Annotated in this window: 16 protein-coding genes; 11 read left to right on the forward strand and 5 right to left on the reverse strand. The window is 37.3% G+C overall.

Features of this window, described 5'->3' with window-relative positions:
• The first annotated feature begins 26 nt into the window (after positions 1–26).
• From ACXY7N_RS20325 to ACXY7N_RS20365, 9 genes are all read left to right on the forward strand, one after another.
• Positions 27–809, forward strand: a complete 783-nt coding sequence (locus tag ACXY7N_RS20325; RefSeq protein ID WP_098591679.1) for a DUF3919 family protein — start codon at positions 27–29, stop codon at positions 807–809.
• Positions 806–1,840 (forward strand): ABC transporter substrate-binding protein, encoded by a 1,035-nt coding sequence (locus ACXY7N_RS20330; RefSeq protein ID WP_016085518.1) that lies wholly within the window; start codon positions 806–808, stop codon positions 1,838–1,840. The genes ACXY7N_RS20325 and ACXY7N_RS20330 overlap by 4 nt, the downstream gene beginning before the upstream one ends.
• A gap of 19 nt (positions 1,841–1,859) precedes the next feature.
• A complete protein-coding gene (gene pgtP, locus ACXY7N_RS20335; protein ID WP_116363608.1) occupies positions 1,860–3,194 on the forward strand; it encodes an MFS transporter in 1,335 nt (444 codons plus the stop codon).
• A 238-nt stretch (positions 3,195–3,432) separates the two neighbouring features.
• Complete coding sequence (locus ACXY7N_RS20340) at positions 3,433–4,626, forward strand: efflux RND transporter periplasmic adaptor subunit (RefSeq protein WP_116363607.1); 1,194 nt, start codon at positions 3,433–3,435, stop codon at positions 4,624–4,626.
• Positions 4,623–5,303: an ABC transporter ATP-binding protein gene (locus ACXY7N_RS20345; protein ID WP_016085521.1), complete on the forward strand. Its 681-nt coding sequence runs from the start codon at positions 4,623–4,625 to the stop codon at positions 5,301–5,303. The genes ACXY7N_RS20340 and ACXY7N_RS20345 overlap by 4 nt, the downstream gene beginning before the upstream one ends.
• Complete coding sequence (locus ACXY7N_RS20350) at positions 5,300–6,502, forward strand: ABC transporter permease (RefSeq protein WP_016085522.1); 1,203 nt, start codon at positions 5,300–5,302, stop codon at positions 6,500–6,502. The genes ACXY7N_RS20345 and ACXY7N_RS20350 overlap by 4 nt, the downstream gene beginning before the upstream one ends.
• 115 nt (positions 6,503–6,617) lie before the next feature.
• Positions 6,618–7,316, forward strand: a complete 699-nt coding sequence (gene yknW / locus ACXY7N_RS20355; protein ID WP_098885315.1) for a YknW family membrane protein — start codon at positions 6,618–6,620, stop codon at positions 7,314–7,316.
• 16 nt (positions 7,317–7,332) lie between these two features.
• Positions 7,333–8,013 carry a YknW family membrane protein gene (yknW, locus tag ACXY7N_RS20360; protein WP_431154138.1) on the forward strand — a complete coding sequence of 227 codons (681 nt, stop codon included), beginning with the start codon at positions 7,333–7,335 and terminating at the stop codon, positions 8,011–8,013.
• A gap of 218 nt (positions 8,014–8,231) precedes the next feature.
• On the forward strand, positions 8,232–8,702 hold the full coding sequence (locus ACXY7N_RS20365) for a sigma-70 family RNA polymerase sigma factor (RefSeq protein ID WP_016085525.1): 471 nt from the start codon (positions 8,232–8,234) through the stop codon (positions 8,700–8,702).
• A 55-nt stretch (positions 8,703–8,757) separates the two neighbouring features.
• Here the strand turns inward: ACXY7N_RS20365 and ACXY7N_RS20370 are convergent, their stop codons facing one another.
• The gene (locus ACXY7N_RS20370) at positions 8,758–9,264 is read right to left on the reverse strand and encodes a competence protein ComK (protein WP_088084586.1); all 507 of its coding nucleotides are present in this window, start codon (positions 9,262–9,264) and stop codon (positions 8,758–8,760) included.
• Positions 9,265–9,458: 194 nt separating this feature from the next.
• Between ACXY7N_RS20370 and ACXY7N_RS20375 the strand changes: the two genes are divergently transcribed.
• Entirely contained in the window at positions 9,459–9,857 is a 399-nt protein-coding gene (locus ACXY7N_RS20375) for a DUF4359 domain-containing protein (RefSeq protein WP_488592585.1), read from the forward strand.
• 20 nt (positions 9,858–9,877) lie between these two features.
• On the opposite strand, the gene ACXY7N_RS20380 is transcribed toward ACXY7N_RS20375, so the two are convergent.
• Positions 9,878–10,093: a DUF2922 domain-containing protein gene (locus ACXY7N_RS20380; RefSeq protein ID WP_016085528.1), complete on the reverse strand. Its 216-nt coding sequence runs from the start codon at positions 10,091–10,093 to the stop codon at positions 9,878–9,880.
• A gap of 93 nt (positions 10,094–10,186) precedes the next feature.
• A complete protein-coding gene (locus tag ACXY7N_RS20385) occupies positions 10,187–10,411 on the reverse strand; it encodes a DUF1659 domain-containing protein (RefSeq protein ID WP_000257706.1) in 225 nt (74 codons plus the stop codon).
• A gap of 110 nt (positions 10,412–10,521) precedes the next feature.
• Here ACXY7N_RS20385 and ACXY7N_RS20390 point away from each other — a divergent pair, with 110 nt between their 5' ends.
• Positions 10,522–11,007, forward strand: coding sequence for a VanZ family protein (locus ACXY7N_RS20390; protein WP_016136054.1), 486 nt, complete (start codon positions 10,522–10,524; stop codon positions 11,005–11,007).
• Between the two features lie 24 nt (positions 11,008–11,031).
• Here the strand turns inward: ACXY7N_RS20390 and ACXY7N_RS20395 are convergent, their stop codons facing one another.
• Positions 11,032–13,788, reverse strand: coding sequence for a DEAD/DEAH box helicase (locus tag ACXY7N_RS20395; RefSeq protein WP_016136053.1), 2,757 nt, complete (start codon positions 13,786–13,788; stop codon positions 11,032–11,034).
• Entirely contained in the window at positions 13,772–15,391 is a 1,620-nt protein-coding gene (locus ACXY7N_RS20400) for an SWIM zinc finger family protein (RefSeq protein ID WP_367888338.1), read from the reverse strand. The genes ACXY7N_RS20395 and ACXY7N_RS20400 overlap by 17 nt, the downstream gene beginning before the upstream one ends.
• Positions 15,392–15,568 lie beyond the last annotated feature (177 nt).

Here is a 15,568-nt window from a genome sequence, read left to right on the forward strand (position 1 = left end):
TTTTTTTATCTTGGAGGTAGGCAGAAATGAAAAGGCTATCATTTCAAATTCTTATGTTTGTCCTTTGTATAATCGTTTCTCTTATTTTGTTTTATGTGATGGAGAAGCAAATATATAATCGAATTACAATAGTGAATGACAAACAAACTGTTTTACAAAGAGTGAATGAATCCCTGCCTACTGAAATGAAAGTTAGGCATGAAAAGTGGGGAGAAATTGTTATAACGGATGAAGTTCGTTTGCATACGATTGTTTCATTCTTTGACCGAATTCAAATAGAACCGAGAGAAGCTAAGAATCAAGAACAAGTATTTACTGGAGAAGTAACGTACTTAAATGGACATAAACGTACTTTTGCAGTAGGTGACTTGTTCCAGTACGGGGCTGATATATACGGAAAGAATGGTACGGATCCAATGATTTCAGCATTTCAAACGTATTTGTTAAGCCTGTATTACACACCAGAACGTATTAGTGATTTTTTTGCGTCAGCACAGGATGTCATAGTACGCCAAGGTGATGTAGAACGTACGATGAATCTTACGCACATACTTGATTCGATTCGGTACGCAAAGCAAATTACAGATTACGGAGAAATACAGAAATTATTACAATCACAGAATGAACCAATTGCTTATATTACCGCTTATAAAACAGGGAAGCGTATAAAGAATGAGCGAGAAGACATTCTTACTATTTCTGTATATCCATCGTACTTTGTTGTGCAATATCTCGGTGATAATAACGGGAATGTCATGTATATGAAAAGCTCCCTCGCAAATTTATTTGTAAAGGAGAATGTGTCATGAGAAAGATAGCCTTTTTCTTCTTTTTGCTAGTAATTGGAGGAGCGATGTCTAGTTGCTCTCGAGATACAACCTCTATTAAATATAATAAAAGTGGTCTCCCTATTTTGGATGATCGTCATCTTGTTGCGTATGTAGCAGCACGCGAGGAAGTTGGTGAAGCTTTGCTTTCATCATTTTGTAAATCACGCGGCTGTACGTATGAATTTATTCGTCTTTCGACAGAAGAGCTTCTTCGGAGGGTAGAAGAGGAAGCTGGAAATCCGAAAGCGGATATTATTATTGGCGGTACGGTAGACGCGCATCAAATGATGAAGCAAAAAAATCTATCTATTCCTGTTACAAGTCAGCATGCGAACCGTATTTCAAAAACTGTTAAAGATAAAGATGGTTATTGGTACGGTTATGAAGTGGAGAAACTGGCAATTGCAATCAATAAAGAGCGGTGGAATGAAGAGATAGCGCCGCTCGGAATCCCTTATCCATCAAGGTGGCAAGATTTATTAAATCCAGTATATAAGGGAAAGATTGTTATGCCAGATCCAAATGTTTCAGGAACAGCATATACGTTTTTTCAATCGCTTATTGATACTGTAGGTGAAGAGGAAGCGAAGGCATATGTGAAGAACCTCGCAGGACAAGTTGGTGAAGTAACGGTGAATGGTTACATACCGGTAGAACTAGTTGCGAGCGGTGAGTATATGATAGGGATCAATTTCATGGGAGACCAGAGAATGCTTCAAAAACAAGGCTTTCCAATTGTAAGTATTGTACCTGAGCAAACAGGATTATCTGTTAATGCGATTTCGAAACTAAAACGTGCACCGAATGGTATTATTGCGGATTTATTTATTGATTATTGTTTATCAGAAGAAGCGGGGCACATTTTAGAAAAAGTTTCGTTTGGCGTACCAACAATGTTTGCGAAGAATGAGCAAGAAATAGAAGGACAGCCGGTTAGAAGAACAAACAAAAATATATCAAATAGCGGAATAATCGAGATATGGAATAGACAGCGTCTCTCTCAGAAGTGAGAAAAGGAGACGGAAATATATGTTTAAATGGCTCAAGCCAGCACCTGCAATTGAAAGATTACCAGCGGATATGATCGACCGTGTATATCGATTATTACGTATCCGTGTGCTAATCGGAATTTCAGTTGGATATGCTGCTTATTATTTAGTTCGTAGTAACTTTACGTTATCAAGTACGTATTTAGTAGAAGAATTTGGGTTTAGTACAGCTGAAATTGGTTTACTAGGTTCAATCATGGCAATTGTTTATGGATTTAGTAAGTTCTTTATGGGGAATTTATCAGATAAAGCTTTCGCCCAGCGCTTTATCGCAGTCGGTTTATTCTTATCAGGGCTTGTAAATATTTGTTTCGGCTTTGCATCTTCATTTGGGATGATTGTTACATTACTTGTTGTGAATGGTATTGTACAAGGTATGGGAGCACCACCTTGTAGTATCGTTATGACGAAATGGTTCTCGAAGAAAGAACGTGGTACGAAAACAGGTCTTTGGAATATTTCACATAACGTTGGTGGAATGCTTGTGCCACCACTTGTCGGAATTGGTGTAGGTATTTTCGGTGAAAATCATTGGCAAGGCGGCGTGTTTATTTTCCCAGCGATTATCGCAATGGTAATTTCCGTTCTTGTTTGGATTAATGCGAAGGATACACCAGAATCAGAAGGTCTTCCTCCAATTGATGAGTATCGTAATGACTATGAAAATCTTGAAAAAGCAGATAATGCTAACAAGATGTCACCAAAAGAAATTTTAATGAAATATGTAGTGAAAAATAAATTTGTATGGTTCTTATGTATTGCGAATGCATTTGTGTATTTAATTCGCTTCGGTGTTATTAACTGGGTTCCACTTTATTTAACGACAGTTAAAGGTTTCTCAAAAAATGAAGCGCACGCGGCATACACAATCTTTGAAGGTATGGCAATTCCAAGTTCATTAATCGTTGGTCTTTTAAGTGATAAATTATTTAAAGGAAAACGTATGCCATTATGTATCATTAGTATGGTTGGAGTTGTTATTGGTACGTTTATATATTGGCAAGCATCTAGCGTACTTGTTGTAAGTATTGCAGTTTCTATTATCGGTTGTTTAATTTATGTACCACAGTTCTTAATCGGTTTAAGTGCGATGGAATTAGTACCGAAATTTGCAGTAGGTACGACAGTTGGTATGTGTGGTCTGTTTGGTTATGTAGGCGGAAGTCTTGTAGCAAACGCAGCAATCGGTATTATTGTTGATCGTTCTGGCTGGGATGGTTGTTTCATCTTACTATTAACAGGTGCTATTTTATCAACAATCTTCTTGTTCATTGTTCAACGTGGACATGAGAGCAAAGCCCCTAAAGCGGCGTAATATTTTGTTTGAAAAGCTATCCAATTTCTATATTGGATAGCTTTTCTTATATTAATATAATCTTTCCTTAAATCTATCTTAAAAGAAAGTATGTCATATTTCTAATCATTGGAATTTTTGTTACAATATAAATGAATGTGTAAAACTTTGTAAAAAGAATGTAATAATATGTATTTAGTTTTCAGAAAGTTTTACGAAATTTTATATTAAACTATTAAGTTATAAAGGGAGAGAGAATATGTTACCAAATACGGTTCGTACTCCAAACAAGAAGAAGAAATGGATTATTATCGGGGTTATTGCACTAATTGTTATTGTGGCAGCGGTTAATATTTTTATTATGCAAGGCAAGAAGAAGGGGGCATCAACATCTGCTGATGCTGTAAGTTTCGAGAAAGTGACAGAGCGTAAGCTTAATAATACGAAGTTAATTTCTGGTCAGGTGAAGCCTGGGAATATTGAAAGTTTCTATGCGGATCCAACTAAAGGAAAAGTGAAAGATATTGCGGTAAAAGAAGGACAAGAAGTAGACAAAGGTACAAAGTTATTCTCTTATGATAATGAAGAGATTAATTTGCAAATGAAGCAAGCTGAGCTTGATCAGAAGATGGCAGATATGCGTTATGATCAAGGAAAGAAGAAGATTGATTCGTTGAAGAAAGAAATTAAGAAGGCAAAGGATAGCGGAGCTGGGAAAGAAGTAACAGATCCGATGGAAGAGCAAGTAAGCGAGTTAGAGATGGGTCAAAAGACGACTGATCTTGAAAAAGAAAAAGGGAAATTACAAAAAGAAGAATTAAGTAAAAAGCAGAAAGAGCTTACGATTTATAGTAATTTTGCTGGTGTTGTTCAAAAGTTAGATAAAGATGCGGCGCAAAGTTCATCTCAAGCGTTAGGTGGTCAAGGGAAAGCCTTCTTACAAGTGGCTTCTAAAGATCCGTTCCAAGTTCAAGGAACGTTAACTGAGCTTCAAAAGTCACAAATTCAAAAGGATCAAACATTTACTGTAACTGCGAAAGCAAATAATAAGAAGAAGTGGACAGGTAAGATTACAGAGGTAAGTGAATTCCCAACGAGTGCAGAGATGGCACAAGCGGGCGGTATGGGTGAAGCGACTCAAAATATGTCCCAATATACATATAAAGCAAGTCTTGATAGTCAAGATGGTTTATCTCCAGGTTATCACGTTTCTCTGCAAGTAAATTTAGAGAATAAGACGATGATTGCTGTTCCAACTAAGAGCATTGTAGAAAAAGGCGATGATGCATTTGTTTATGTTGAGGATAAAGGGAAGCTTCGTAAACAAAATGTGAAAAAAGGTTCTACTGATGGAGACTGGACAGAGGTTGTAGAAGGCGCAAAAGTGGGGCAAAAGGTGGTTAAAAATCCTTCCGACGACGTGTATGACGGAATGGAAGTGAAAGAGAAATGATTACGTTAAATAATATTGCTAAAACGTATTATCAAGGGAAATTGGCAGTGCCGATTTTGCACGGTATTAGTTTAACGATTCAGGGCGGCGAGTTCGTTTCGATTATGGGACCGTCTGGTTCTGGTAAATCAACGCTTATGAATATTATTGGTTGTCTAGATCGTCCAACAGAAGGCGAATATATGCTGAATGATGTGAATATCTTAACAGCAGACGAGTCAAAGCTTGCTTTAATTCGTAATGAATATATCGGTTTTGTGTTTCAGCATTTTAATTTGCTTCCACGTCTTTCGGCAGTAGAAAATGTTGAACTTCCGCTCGTATACGGCGGGGTGAAGAAGGCAGAGCGTCGCAAGCGTGCTTTAGAGGCGTTAGGTAAAGTTGGATTGGCGGACCGCGTGCATCATTTACCGAATGAATTGTCAGGTGGGCAAAAGCAGCGTGTAGCGATTGCAAGAGCGATTGCGAATAATCCAACGTTCATTATGGCCGATGAGCCGACTGGTGCGCTTGATACGAAGTCTGGTGAGCAAGTTATGGATATTTTCACGAAGCTTAATGCAGAAGGTACAACGATTGTTATGGTTACGCATGAAGAGGAAGTAGCAGCGTATTCTTCCCGCCGCATTGTACTGCGAGATGGGAAAATTACAGAAGATAGAAGGTGTGCGGTATGAGTTTACTAGATAGTATAAAAATTGCCCTATCTTCTATTTTAGCTCATAAACTGCGTTCAGCTCTTACGATGCTCGGTATTATTATCGGAGTAGGTTCGATTATTACTGTCGTTGCGATTGGGCAAGGCGGGGAAGCGATGCTGAAGTCGAAATTCGCAGGTTCTGGTGGTAATAATCTTATGCCAATTCAATTTAAAGCAGATATTAATGATGAGTTTGCTATGGGCGGATTTCAAATACCGAAGTTAACGGAAGAGGATATTTTGGAAGTAAAACAAGTGAAAGATGTTTCACACGTTATTACGACAAACCAGAATTCAGAGGTGCTTGATGTAAATGATAAAAAAGCAAATCTGAATATTATTGGTCTTGATAATGAATATTTTGCGGTTAATAAAGTAAAGGTCGTAAAGGGACGTACTTTAAGTGAATCAGATATTACTCATGCAAATAACGTTGTGATGGTTAGTACAAAGACAGAGGAAACATTATTTAAGGACGTAAACCCAGTTGGACAAATCATTGAGATGAAGGGACAGCCAATGCAAATTATTGGTGTGTATAAATCTGATAATGAGTTTATGGGATTTGAAATGGAAGAAGCGTTAATCCCCCTTACGTTATGGCCTGTTTTATACGGAACAGATGATATTCAAAATATCGCAATTCAAGCTAAAAATGTAGATGACTTAGAAGCAGCGGGGAAAAAAGCTGTTGATGTATTAAATAGTCGTAAGCCAAGTGAAATTCCAGGTAAATATGAACTGGTGAATTTAAAAGAATTCCAAGAAAATGTTTCTAAAGTAACTGGTATTATGACGATGATTATTGGTGGTATCGCTGGTATTTCATTAGTCGTTGGTGGTATTGGTGTTATGAACATCATGCTCGTATCTGTAACGGAGCGTACGCGCGAAATTGGGATACGTAAAGCACTTGGGGCAACACGTAGTAAAATTTTATTGCAATTTTTAATTGAAGCAGTCATGTTAACGCTTCTAGGTGGTTTAATCGGAATTGGTCTTGGATATGGCGGAGCATATATCGTTTCCACATTTGCGAAATGGCCACCGCTCGTTTCGTGGGAAGTTGTCGTTGGGGGCGTACTATTCTCTATGACACTTGGTATTATCTTTGGATTAATTCCAGCAAACAAAGCTGCGAAGTTAGATCCAATTGAAGCCTTACGTTATGAGTAAGTAATAGTGTAGTAGAACTACACACTACCGTTCTAGTGGGCGGTTCGTAGCCTCTATGTGAGAGGAAGTGAACCGCCCGTTAGAACGGGTTATATAAATAGAAGGAGGCGTTATAGTGGAAGCGAATTTGAATACGCAAAAAGCTGGCGGCGAGAAGCCATCATTGTTCGGAATGATTACTTCTCCTGGTTTACAGTTTGAGAGAATGAAGATGAGCGAGAAAGTTTGGGGTATGTTCTTCTTCGTTGCATTGTTGCAAGGGCTTGTAGGTAGTTTAAACGCGTATGTTACATACACATCGCCTGAGATGATGAAAATGCAAAAGGAACTAGGTGCACTTGCAGATCAGAGCTCACTCGTATCAAATGTGATTTCTGGTACGATATGGGGAGCAGTAGGTGCTATGCTAGTAACGTTCGTTATTGCGGCTATTTATAAAGTGTTTATGATGTTTTATGGGAATGATACTTCTTATAAAAAAATAGTAACAATTATTGTATATGCGAACATTGTTGTTATTATTGGTGGACTTATTAATGGTGTTATAGCTTTAATTTTAGGTGCTGGACCAACTGCGTATACAAGTTTAGGACCACTATTCGATCAAGGTTCACTTGCATATGGAATTGGTAATACGATTGAATTGTTTTATTTATGGAATTTAGTTTTAATTTGGTTAGGATTACAGATTACAGCTGGATTAAGTAAAGTGCAAGCAGCAATTCCAATTATCATTTTATTCATTATTAAAGCAGCATTTTTAGCAGCAATTGTTATGATAGTGTCAGCATTTTTACCAAATATGCCAGTGTAAATAAGGAGGCATTATAATGGAAACGAATATTAATACGCAAGATGTTAGTACGAAAAAGCCGTCGTTGTTTGGGATGATCACTTCTCCTGGTTTACAATTTGAGAGAATGAAGACAAAAAGTCCGGTTTGGGGAGCATTTATCTTATTTGTTCTACTTGGAACGGTTACAGCAGCTGCGGTATTTTATTTATCAGTGGTTAATACCCCAGAAGTGGCAAAAGAATTAAATGGCCCAGATGGGCAGATGATAAAATGGTTTGCACTTGGTGGCGGAGCACTTTTTGGTTTATTCGGAACACCTATCGGCCTCTTTATTGCAGCAGGTTTTTATAAAGTGATCATGATGTTAATGGGAAATGATACTCCCTACATGAAGATATTATCTATTTATATATACGCTAATCTTGTTTTCTACATTGGTGGATTGTTAAATGTAGGATTAGCTTTCATTTTCGATGGTAATGGAACGGATACTTATACAAGTTTATCTCCTTTATTTGAAAAAGGGACAGTTTTAAACGGCATTGCTTCTTCAATTGAAATTTTTAATATTTGGAGTTTAATTTTAACAGGATTAGGATTACATATTGTGGCAGGTTTAAGTAAGAAAAAAGCGACAATTTTAATTGTAATTTTCTTTATTCTAACAATAGGGTTAGGTTTTTTAAAGGGTTTAGCAAACAGTTTTGGCGCATAATATATTTTTATGAAAAGGTGACTCTCCCAAGAGTCACCTTTTTTATTTTTACCCTTATTTCAAATACCATTAGCAGAATTTCAAATTCTACTTCATGTAATTTCAAATTTCGGCGGTAGTATTTGAAATTACTCACAGTGAAATCGCCTCTTTATTTTTATATTGTGGAGGTACCGGCGGAATAACAAAGAGGTATACCTTTAAGAAGTGGGTACTGTGTGAAACCAGCAACTTTTACAGAGACCGTTGTTTTGTATGAAGGGATGATTGTAAATCAAATAAAGAAATTAGGTATTCGTCAAGATTATGAAGAGTATTATCAATGTGGTTTAATTGGTCTTTGGCATGCGTATGAAAGATTTGATGCGGAGAAGGGGTGTTTCCCTGCATATGCACTTGTAACGGTGCGTGGTTACATGTTAGAAAGATTGAAGAAAGAATCCACTGTGCAAGAAAAGTGTGTATGTGTAGGAGAGTATGAGGATATCTTTCATTTTGAAGATATTGAAATGAGAGCAAAGGATTTTATGAGTGTATTAGATGAGAAGGAGAAGTACATTATTTTCGAACGTTTTTTTGTAGGGAAGACGATGGGGGAGATCGCTAGCGAGATGGAAATGACTTATTATCAAGTGAGGTGGGTGTATCGGCAAGCACTTGAGAAAATGCGAAATAGCTTAAGAGGATAAATATTATCATAAGAATGGAAGGCAAGAGATATTGCTTTCCATTCTACTAATTCTGTTACGGTAGTAAATGTAATAAGAGGTTTTTAAATTGTAGTGAATCTTGCATGTTCATACGTGATAATACGTATCCAGCTTTTAATACTTGTTGTTTTAGCTTATGGGGACTGATATGTATGGTTGTAGTAGTGCCATTTGAAAAATGAATGGTAGCTTTTTTACTCTGTTTGAAAAATTCTATGTCATCTATATGATTATAAAATAGCCATATACAGTTTGGAGAAGAAGGAGATTCTGTCGGGAAAGCACAAATATATTCTCTATGATTAATTGGAATTGGAACATTTTGTTTGAATTTAAAGTTTGTTTGGACTGCATTACGTCTGCCTTGATAAGTAGAATGCACATTGGTTAGACAAGATTGCTTGATGAGTTGGAGAGCAGTTTGACAGGAGTAAAGATGGTTCCCACTACTGTCGATAATTTTAGTGCGATAATAAGGGTGCTTGTATGGTTCGAGCATCATTGTAGAATTAGAAATAATAATATCATTTTCTTCATTCATAAATTTGATTCCCCTTTTTAAAATGATAATAATTCTAAATATAATTATATACGAATTAAGTAAATTGATTGTTAATATTCTGTTTCATATTGTAAATTTTGGCTATTCGTTTACAATCAATAGATGATAGTCTTTCTAATTTGCATCGCTTGTACATATATATGAAAATAGAAAAGAGTAGGCGGTGAGATAGTATGAAGAAAAGGTATATTATTATGGCTCTAGTTGTTGTTCTTCTAGTATATTTAGCAAATAGTAACCCGAGTAAAGGAGAATATACGGACTGGGCAGCGAAGCAGTTTATGAAACGTAATGATGTAAGTAAGAAGCTAGACGAAGTTCAAAAAGAAAATGAAGAGGGTCTCCTTGGCGATTTAGCATCGGCTGGTAAGAAGTTGGCGAAAAAATATGTTGAGCCACAAGTTGGATTATTAATCGAGAATTATACAAAGCGAAATGATTATATTTTCTTCTCAGCATATACGACCGAGTTTGATATAGGTGGAGAACACTATAAATATGTATGCGTCGGTTTTTCAAAAATCTTTATTCCAATTGAAATGCCGAAGAAAAAAGACGAATCTGCAAAATGATGCAGATTCGTCTTTTTCATTTATAGAGTAATGGGAACTTCAGATACATTCCTTTCTACGAGACGGGCTCCTTTTTTTCGAGTATTTTCATTCATTGATGAAAATACAGATGAGGCAAGGATGGTATCCATTACTTGATTTACAACTAGTGCATCGATAGGTGTGATGGGTTTCTCGATAGAAAAGACAACTGTTTTTCCATCTTCTTTCGCAAAAATTAATTCTAGTACTTGCATGAGTTATTTCCTCCTTTTTATTTATCCCGCTATATGCGGGCAGCGCGATTGGTGTTGACTAATAATCGGCACCCCGCTGATTAAAGTTTCATCTTATAGACTAGAAAGATCTGATGTGCTAACAAGTTGTACAGCGTGAAGTGGTGATGCTTGTAAGGAAGCAAGAGCACGTGCTACGTTTTGTACTTGCTCTAAGTTTGCATTTGTTTTCACACGCTTAAATTGTTTGTTCTTGAAAACAGTTTTTCCGTTCTTATCTAATCCATTGTTTAAGACAAGACGTAAAGTTAAGTCCATTACGATTGTTTCGACTGCCATGTTTATCACCCCCTTTCACTTTATAAATAGGGTGCAAATGTCATGTTTTGGCGTGAAATTTATTCTTTTTTTTGGTACGCTTAAAAGACTAAGAGAGGGGTTTCGGAAGAATGAATCGTAAATGGTTATTTTGGATTCCTGTTTTACTATGGATGGGGTTGATTTTCTATTCCTCGGCACAACCATATAAAAAGCAGGATATGCGTTCGGATATTGAACAATATGTAAATGTTGAGTTTGTGAAAGAGCATTTCTCGTGGGTATCTATCGATTATGGCGGTGGTACACCTGTGAGCATTGCAAATAAAGGTGTAGGCGGATTTGTTGAGTTTTTCCTTCGTAAAGGTGCTCATTTTATGGTGTTCTTTATGCTCGGTTCATTGACGTATTACGCTTTTCATCGATCGGGTTATTCGAGAAAGCGATGCTTCATATACGCTCTCCTTTTCGTTGCGGGATATGCAACATTTGATGAAATTCATCAATGGTTTACGGGAGATCGTACACCGATGTGGCAAGATTCATTGCTGGATACGTGCGGCGGATTAACAGGGATTATAATAAGTAATTGGTTTTGGAATAGAAAAAGGAGCTAATCTTTTGAGATTAGCTCCTTTTGTTTATACACCAAGTAGTTCTTTTAACTCATCTGTAGATAATTCGGTCATCCAACTATCGCTTGTAATGACAGCGTTGTTTAGTGATTGTTTTCTCTCTAACATTTCATCAATTTTCTCTTCGAGTGTCCCCGTTGTAATGAGCTTATGAACGTGAACGAAGCGTTTTTGACCAATACGATATGCACGGTCTGTTGCTTGGTTTTCTACAGCTGGATTCCACCAACGGTCGTAGTGAATGACATGGTTGGCAGCAGTTAAGTTTAAGCCAGTTCCACCTGCTTTTAATGATAAGATGAAAATGTCATACGTTCCGTTTTGGAACTGCTCGATCATTTTGTCCCTTTCTTTCTTCGGTACACTACCGTTTAAGAAGAGGACGCGCTGACCGAATTTTTCTTCTAGCGCATGTTTCAGCATGTTCCCCATGCCAATGTATTGTGTAAAGATTAAGCAACTTTCATTTTGGTCTTTTATATTTTCAATGAGTTCCATTAGCGTGCTCGTTTTCATGGAACGTTCGATGATGTCTTTTGGTTCTGTTTCTTTTAAATAAAGAGCGGGATGGTTACAAATTTGTTTGAGCTTGTTCAGCATGAGTAATATAAATCCGCGGCGCTCAATCCCGCTTAATCCTTCTACATTTTGCAACGTATCTTGAACAAGTTGTTCATATAAGGAAGCTTGTTCACCAGTAAGTGGACAGTAAGCTTTCTGTTCTTGTTTATCTGGTAAGTTTAATGCGACTGTTTGATCTTTCTTCGTTCGGCGCAGTAAAAATGGTGAGATAAAACGTTGAACTTGTTGGATTTTTCCTTCGTCACGGTCCTTTTCGATCGGTGAGACGAAGCGGCGCTGGAATTGTCCTAAGCTACCGAGGTATCCATGATTAATGAAGTCGAAAATAGACCAAAGCTCGGCAAGTCGGTTTTCCATCGGTGTCCCGGTTAAAGCGATTTTGTGATTAGCTTGCAAGTTTCGTACTGCTTTTGACTGTTTCGTATGTGGGTTTTTAATATTTTGTGCTTCATCCAAAATAACAGCATCCCAGCATAACGTACTAAGTTCTTCTTCATCAAGCTGAGCTAATGCATAAGATGTTAATACAATATCTGCTGATTGAAGGAAGTCTTTAAATGATTCGCCTTTCGCTCGGTTACTTCCATAATGTAATTGAACACGTAAATTTGGTGCGAAACGCTCAAATTCTTTTTGCCAATTTCCAAGAACGGATGTCGGTGCCACGATTAAAGCAGGGCCTGTTTTGAGCTTGTTCTCTTTTATATATAGTAAGTAAGTGATCGTTTGAATGCTTTTTCCAAGTCCCATGTCGTCAGCTAATAATGCTCCGAATCCAAGCTTTCTTAAATATAATAACCACTCAATGCCATGTTGTTGATATGGACGGAGTGTTGCGTTTAGTGAAGAAGGGACATCTACTTTTGGAATATCTCCAATGTGTAATAGTTTTTGGAATAGCTCTTCATAATATCCATCTAGTTCGATTTCAATATCGGTAAATGGACTATCCTCTTCTACAACTTCTGTTTCAGCAGTGTTTGATAAATGTTGCTGAAGGACATCTTTCATTTCTAGTCCATACTTATCAGCACGGTTCATTAGTTTTCGTACTTCTTCAATAAAGGCTGGATCCAGTCTCATCCATTGACCATTTATATTGAATAACCGTTTGTTTTGTTCAACGAGTTCGAAAAATTCGCTTTCTGATAAATCAATGCCGTTCGTTGAAATACGCCAGTCAAAATTAACAAGCGTATTCATGCCGAAGAAAGATTGCGTTTGGGTGGCATTTTGCTTCAGTTGTACACGTAATTTTGGTTTTGTTGCTTTTAAATTTTGCCACCATGATGGTAGTAAAATCGTAATACCTGCAGCGAGTAATTCGTTACTTGCTTCTGTTAAGAAGTTCCACGCTTCTGTTTCAAAGAGTTCACTTCGGAACGTATCATCTTCTTTTAACCACGGTACGAGTTTACTGAAGCCTTCTTGTGTTTCAAGAATACGCTCTTCATAATCGTGCCATCGTTTTGGTAAAGAATCGATACTTTCATACACATATATGCGATGTGCTCCGCGCTTTGGTGTAACAACTGTCTCAAGCTTCCACATTTCAAATTCTTCTTGCGGCTCTTGTAGTCGTAGTCCGATTGTAAAGGGAAGGTCATCTTCAATGTAACCAATTTTTCTAAGCCAATCTTCTTCATGTAGTGATGCATCCAATTGTCTTTTCGTAAAGTCGTAATGTTCATAAAGTCTCTTTGCATCTTCCCATCCGTCGTTTGAACGGTTATCTTGTAATATGCTTTCATTTACCGCTGACGAGAAAAGAGATGCTAATGTGTCATCTTCAATTGGTGTATGTTGTACTTTCCAAGATGGTTGCTGAGACCAACGCTCCATATCAGGTACGAAGCTACCGCTGACGAAGGCATCCCATAATTCGTTCGCATCTTTCGTAAGTGCTGTAATAGGGCCGTTCATTTGAATATGGGAAAAGGAGTTCATTGGTTTATTAGCGATGTATTCAAATGCTTGTGCATTTGTTAGCATAACACCTTGTTTTCCTTCAAAGGTTGCTTCTTTTAGAAACGTGCCGTAGAAAGAAGTAGAGTGCCATGTAAACGCATTTCGTTTCCAACTTGTTACGGATAATGGAGTACCGCTGTCATCTTCTCCCCAAAGGAACCAACCTTGACTAACGTGCTGGAGCCTAATTGTTACTTCAGTTTGATTGATCATCGATTAATTTTCCTTTCCGTAATTCCTCTTGTAGTGCACGTAGACGTGAATGTAAGTTTGCGATGTGAATAATGAAAGCATCCCATTCATCGGTACGCTTTAATCGTTTATATAATGTACGTAATTTCTTTAAGTAACGAACTGCACGTCTATATGATTTGCGATTTCGTTCTTCAATGGCCTCTACGGCAGCAAGATGATACAGAGGAAGTGCTGCTTCTGGTGCTTCCTTTTCAATATCTTTCAGCGGCTCTTTCAACAGCTCAATTGCTTCAAATCCATGTAAGAGCTGAAGTTCTGCCCATGTACGATATTGCTTTTTCGCGAGTACGTATTGCTCATAGTTTGCGAAACTATATGGTAATAGCTCTTGCAAAATCATTTCGAGTCCAGCTTGTTCATTTGTATGGGTTGCATACGTTTCATACATGATGACAAATAAGCGAACGATATCTTTTATGAAAATCGTATTTTCGTGCTCATGTATCGTTTTCTTCACTTGTTTATACGTAAAGGAAAGCCAGTTTTTCGCACGATCCCACTTCATTGTATTTAATAGCTCTTCTAACCAATAGAAGTACAGACTTACAACAGAAGCAGGCTGTTTTTTTAGTAAATCCATTGCTAATAGGTCTTCGTCATTTAAAAAGAGTAGATGAGAAGATGCTAATGCTTTGGAAAGTGGATTGATTTTCGTATCGATTCGTTTTTCTTCTTCTTGCAGCTGCTCTTTATTGTGTAAGAGTTCACTCCATATGTGACGATAAATAAAATATCTCTCTTGCGTATAAGCGTCAGTGGAGAAGAATACTTCGTGAACGAGACGAGCTGTTTCTTGCAAAATTGATTCAGACTCTGAAGGAATCGCTTCTGATTGTAAGTCCCGAACGATGGATTCCACTTTATCTACAAATAGGCGAACGACATTAACAGGCTGGTGATAAGAATACGTTTTATTTGCTTCAAAGTTCTGAATTTCTTCTAATAATTTTTGAAAGCAATAAAGCGCTGCATGTAGCCTGAACAGCTCATGTATCGCAACGATACGTGGAGCTTTCCGCTCGAGTTTTGTATAGAAGTCTGTAAAAATACTCATAAGAAAATACATTTGTTTATAAGTAAGCCGAGCTTGTTCTTTTTTAAATGATTCATATTCGTTGTCAAAATACGATTGCCAACTTTTATAATCCGTTTCTTCAAAAGATGATGATTGCAATACTTGTCTTGCAGTTCGAATAGGAGGAAGAGAAGGTTTCGTATTATTTTTAAATAAAGTTAATACATCTCCTACTTGCCCGAAACTAGATGCTGCAGATAGTAACACAGCGAGCATATGCTCACATTGCGTTGGTGCGAAGCAATCGCAATAGCTTTCAGCGACGTTACGAATCGGGATATGGACGCTATATACGCTGCCTTCAGCATCTACAGTTCCTGATAGTGTATAACCATCAAAGTCAACGTTGTAGACAACACCACTACGATATAGGTGCCGAGCTGTAGCGACATGTTCCTGATCAGCTGTTTGCTGTGGATCTAGTCCTTGAACGAACTCATTCGCAATCATCATAATTTCATCTTTCGTAATTGAGTGTTGCAGCATAATATTCCTCCGTACACATATTTCTTTCCTTTACCATTATAAACAAAAAATGCTCAAAACAGAAAAAATGAAATTTGGATTATCATATTGTAACTATGAATGGAAAGATGTTGTAAATAATATGTTGAAATTAGGGCAAGTATATGGTTTGACTTGCTAATAAAAAAACTATCTCTA

It is taken from the genome of Bacillus sp. 5w2, from assembly GCF_054353775.1.

Bases quoted from the DNA above. Each gene is read 5' to 3' on its own strand.
- ACXY7N_RS20325 (WP_098591679.1), top strand. From the start codon at position 27: ATGAAAAGGCTATCATTTCAAATTCTTATGTTTGTCCTTTGTATAATC.
- ACXY7N_RS20330 (WP_016085518.1), top strand. From the start codon at position 806: ATGAGAAAGATAGCCTTTTTCTTCTTTTTGCTAGTAATTGGAGGAGCG.
- pgtP (WP_116363608.1), top strand. From the start codon at position 1,860: ATGTTTAAATGGCTCAAGCCAGCACCTGCAATTGAAAGATTACCAGCG.
- ACXY7N_RS20340 (WP_116363607.1), top strand. From the start codon at position 3,433: ATGTTACCAAATACGGTTCGTACTCCAAACAAGAAGAAGAAATGGATT.
- ACXY7N_RS20345 (WP_016085521.1), top strand. From the start codon at position 4,623: ATGATTACGTTAAATAATATTGCTAAAACGTATTATCAAGGGAAATTG.
- ACXY7N_RS20350 (WP_016085522.1), top strand. From the start codon at position 5,300: ATGAGTTTACTAGATAGTATAAAAATTGCCCTATCTTCTATTTTAGCT.
- yknW (WP_431154138.1), top strand. From the start codon at position 7,333: ATGGAAACGAATATTAATACGCAAGATGTTAGTACGAAAAAGCCGTCG.
- ACXY7N_RS20370 (WP_088084586.1), bottom strand. From the start codon at position 9,264: ATGAATGAAGAAAATGATATTATTATTTCTAATTCTACAATGATGCTC.
- ACXY7N_RS20375 (WP_488592585.1), top strand. From the start codon at position 9,459: ATGAAGAAAAGGTATATTATTATGGCTCTAGTTGTTGTTCTTCTAGTA.
- ACXY7N_RS20380 (WP_016085528.1), bottom strand. From the start codon at position 10,093: ATGCAAGTACTAGAATTAATTTTTGCGAAAGAAGATGGAAAAACAGTT.
- ACXY7N_RS20385 (WP_000257706.1), bottom strand. From the start codon at position 10,411: ATGGCAGTCGAAACAATCGTAATGGACTTAACTTTACGTCTTGTCTTA.
- ACXY7N_RS20390 (WP_016136054.1), top strand. From the start codon at position 10,522: ATGAATCGTAAATGGTTATTTTGGATTCCTGTTTTACTATGGATGGGG.
- ACXY7N_RS20395 (WP_016136053.1), bottom strand. From the start codon at position 13,788: ATGATCAATCAAACTGAAGTAACAATTAGGCTCCAGCACGTTAGTCAA.
- ACXY7N_RS20400 (WP_367888338.1), bottom strand. From the start codon at position 15,391: ATGCTGCAACACTCAATTACGAAAGATGAAATTATGATGATTGCGAAT.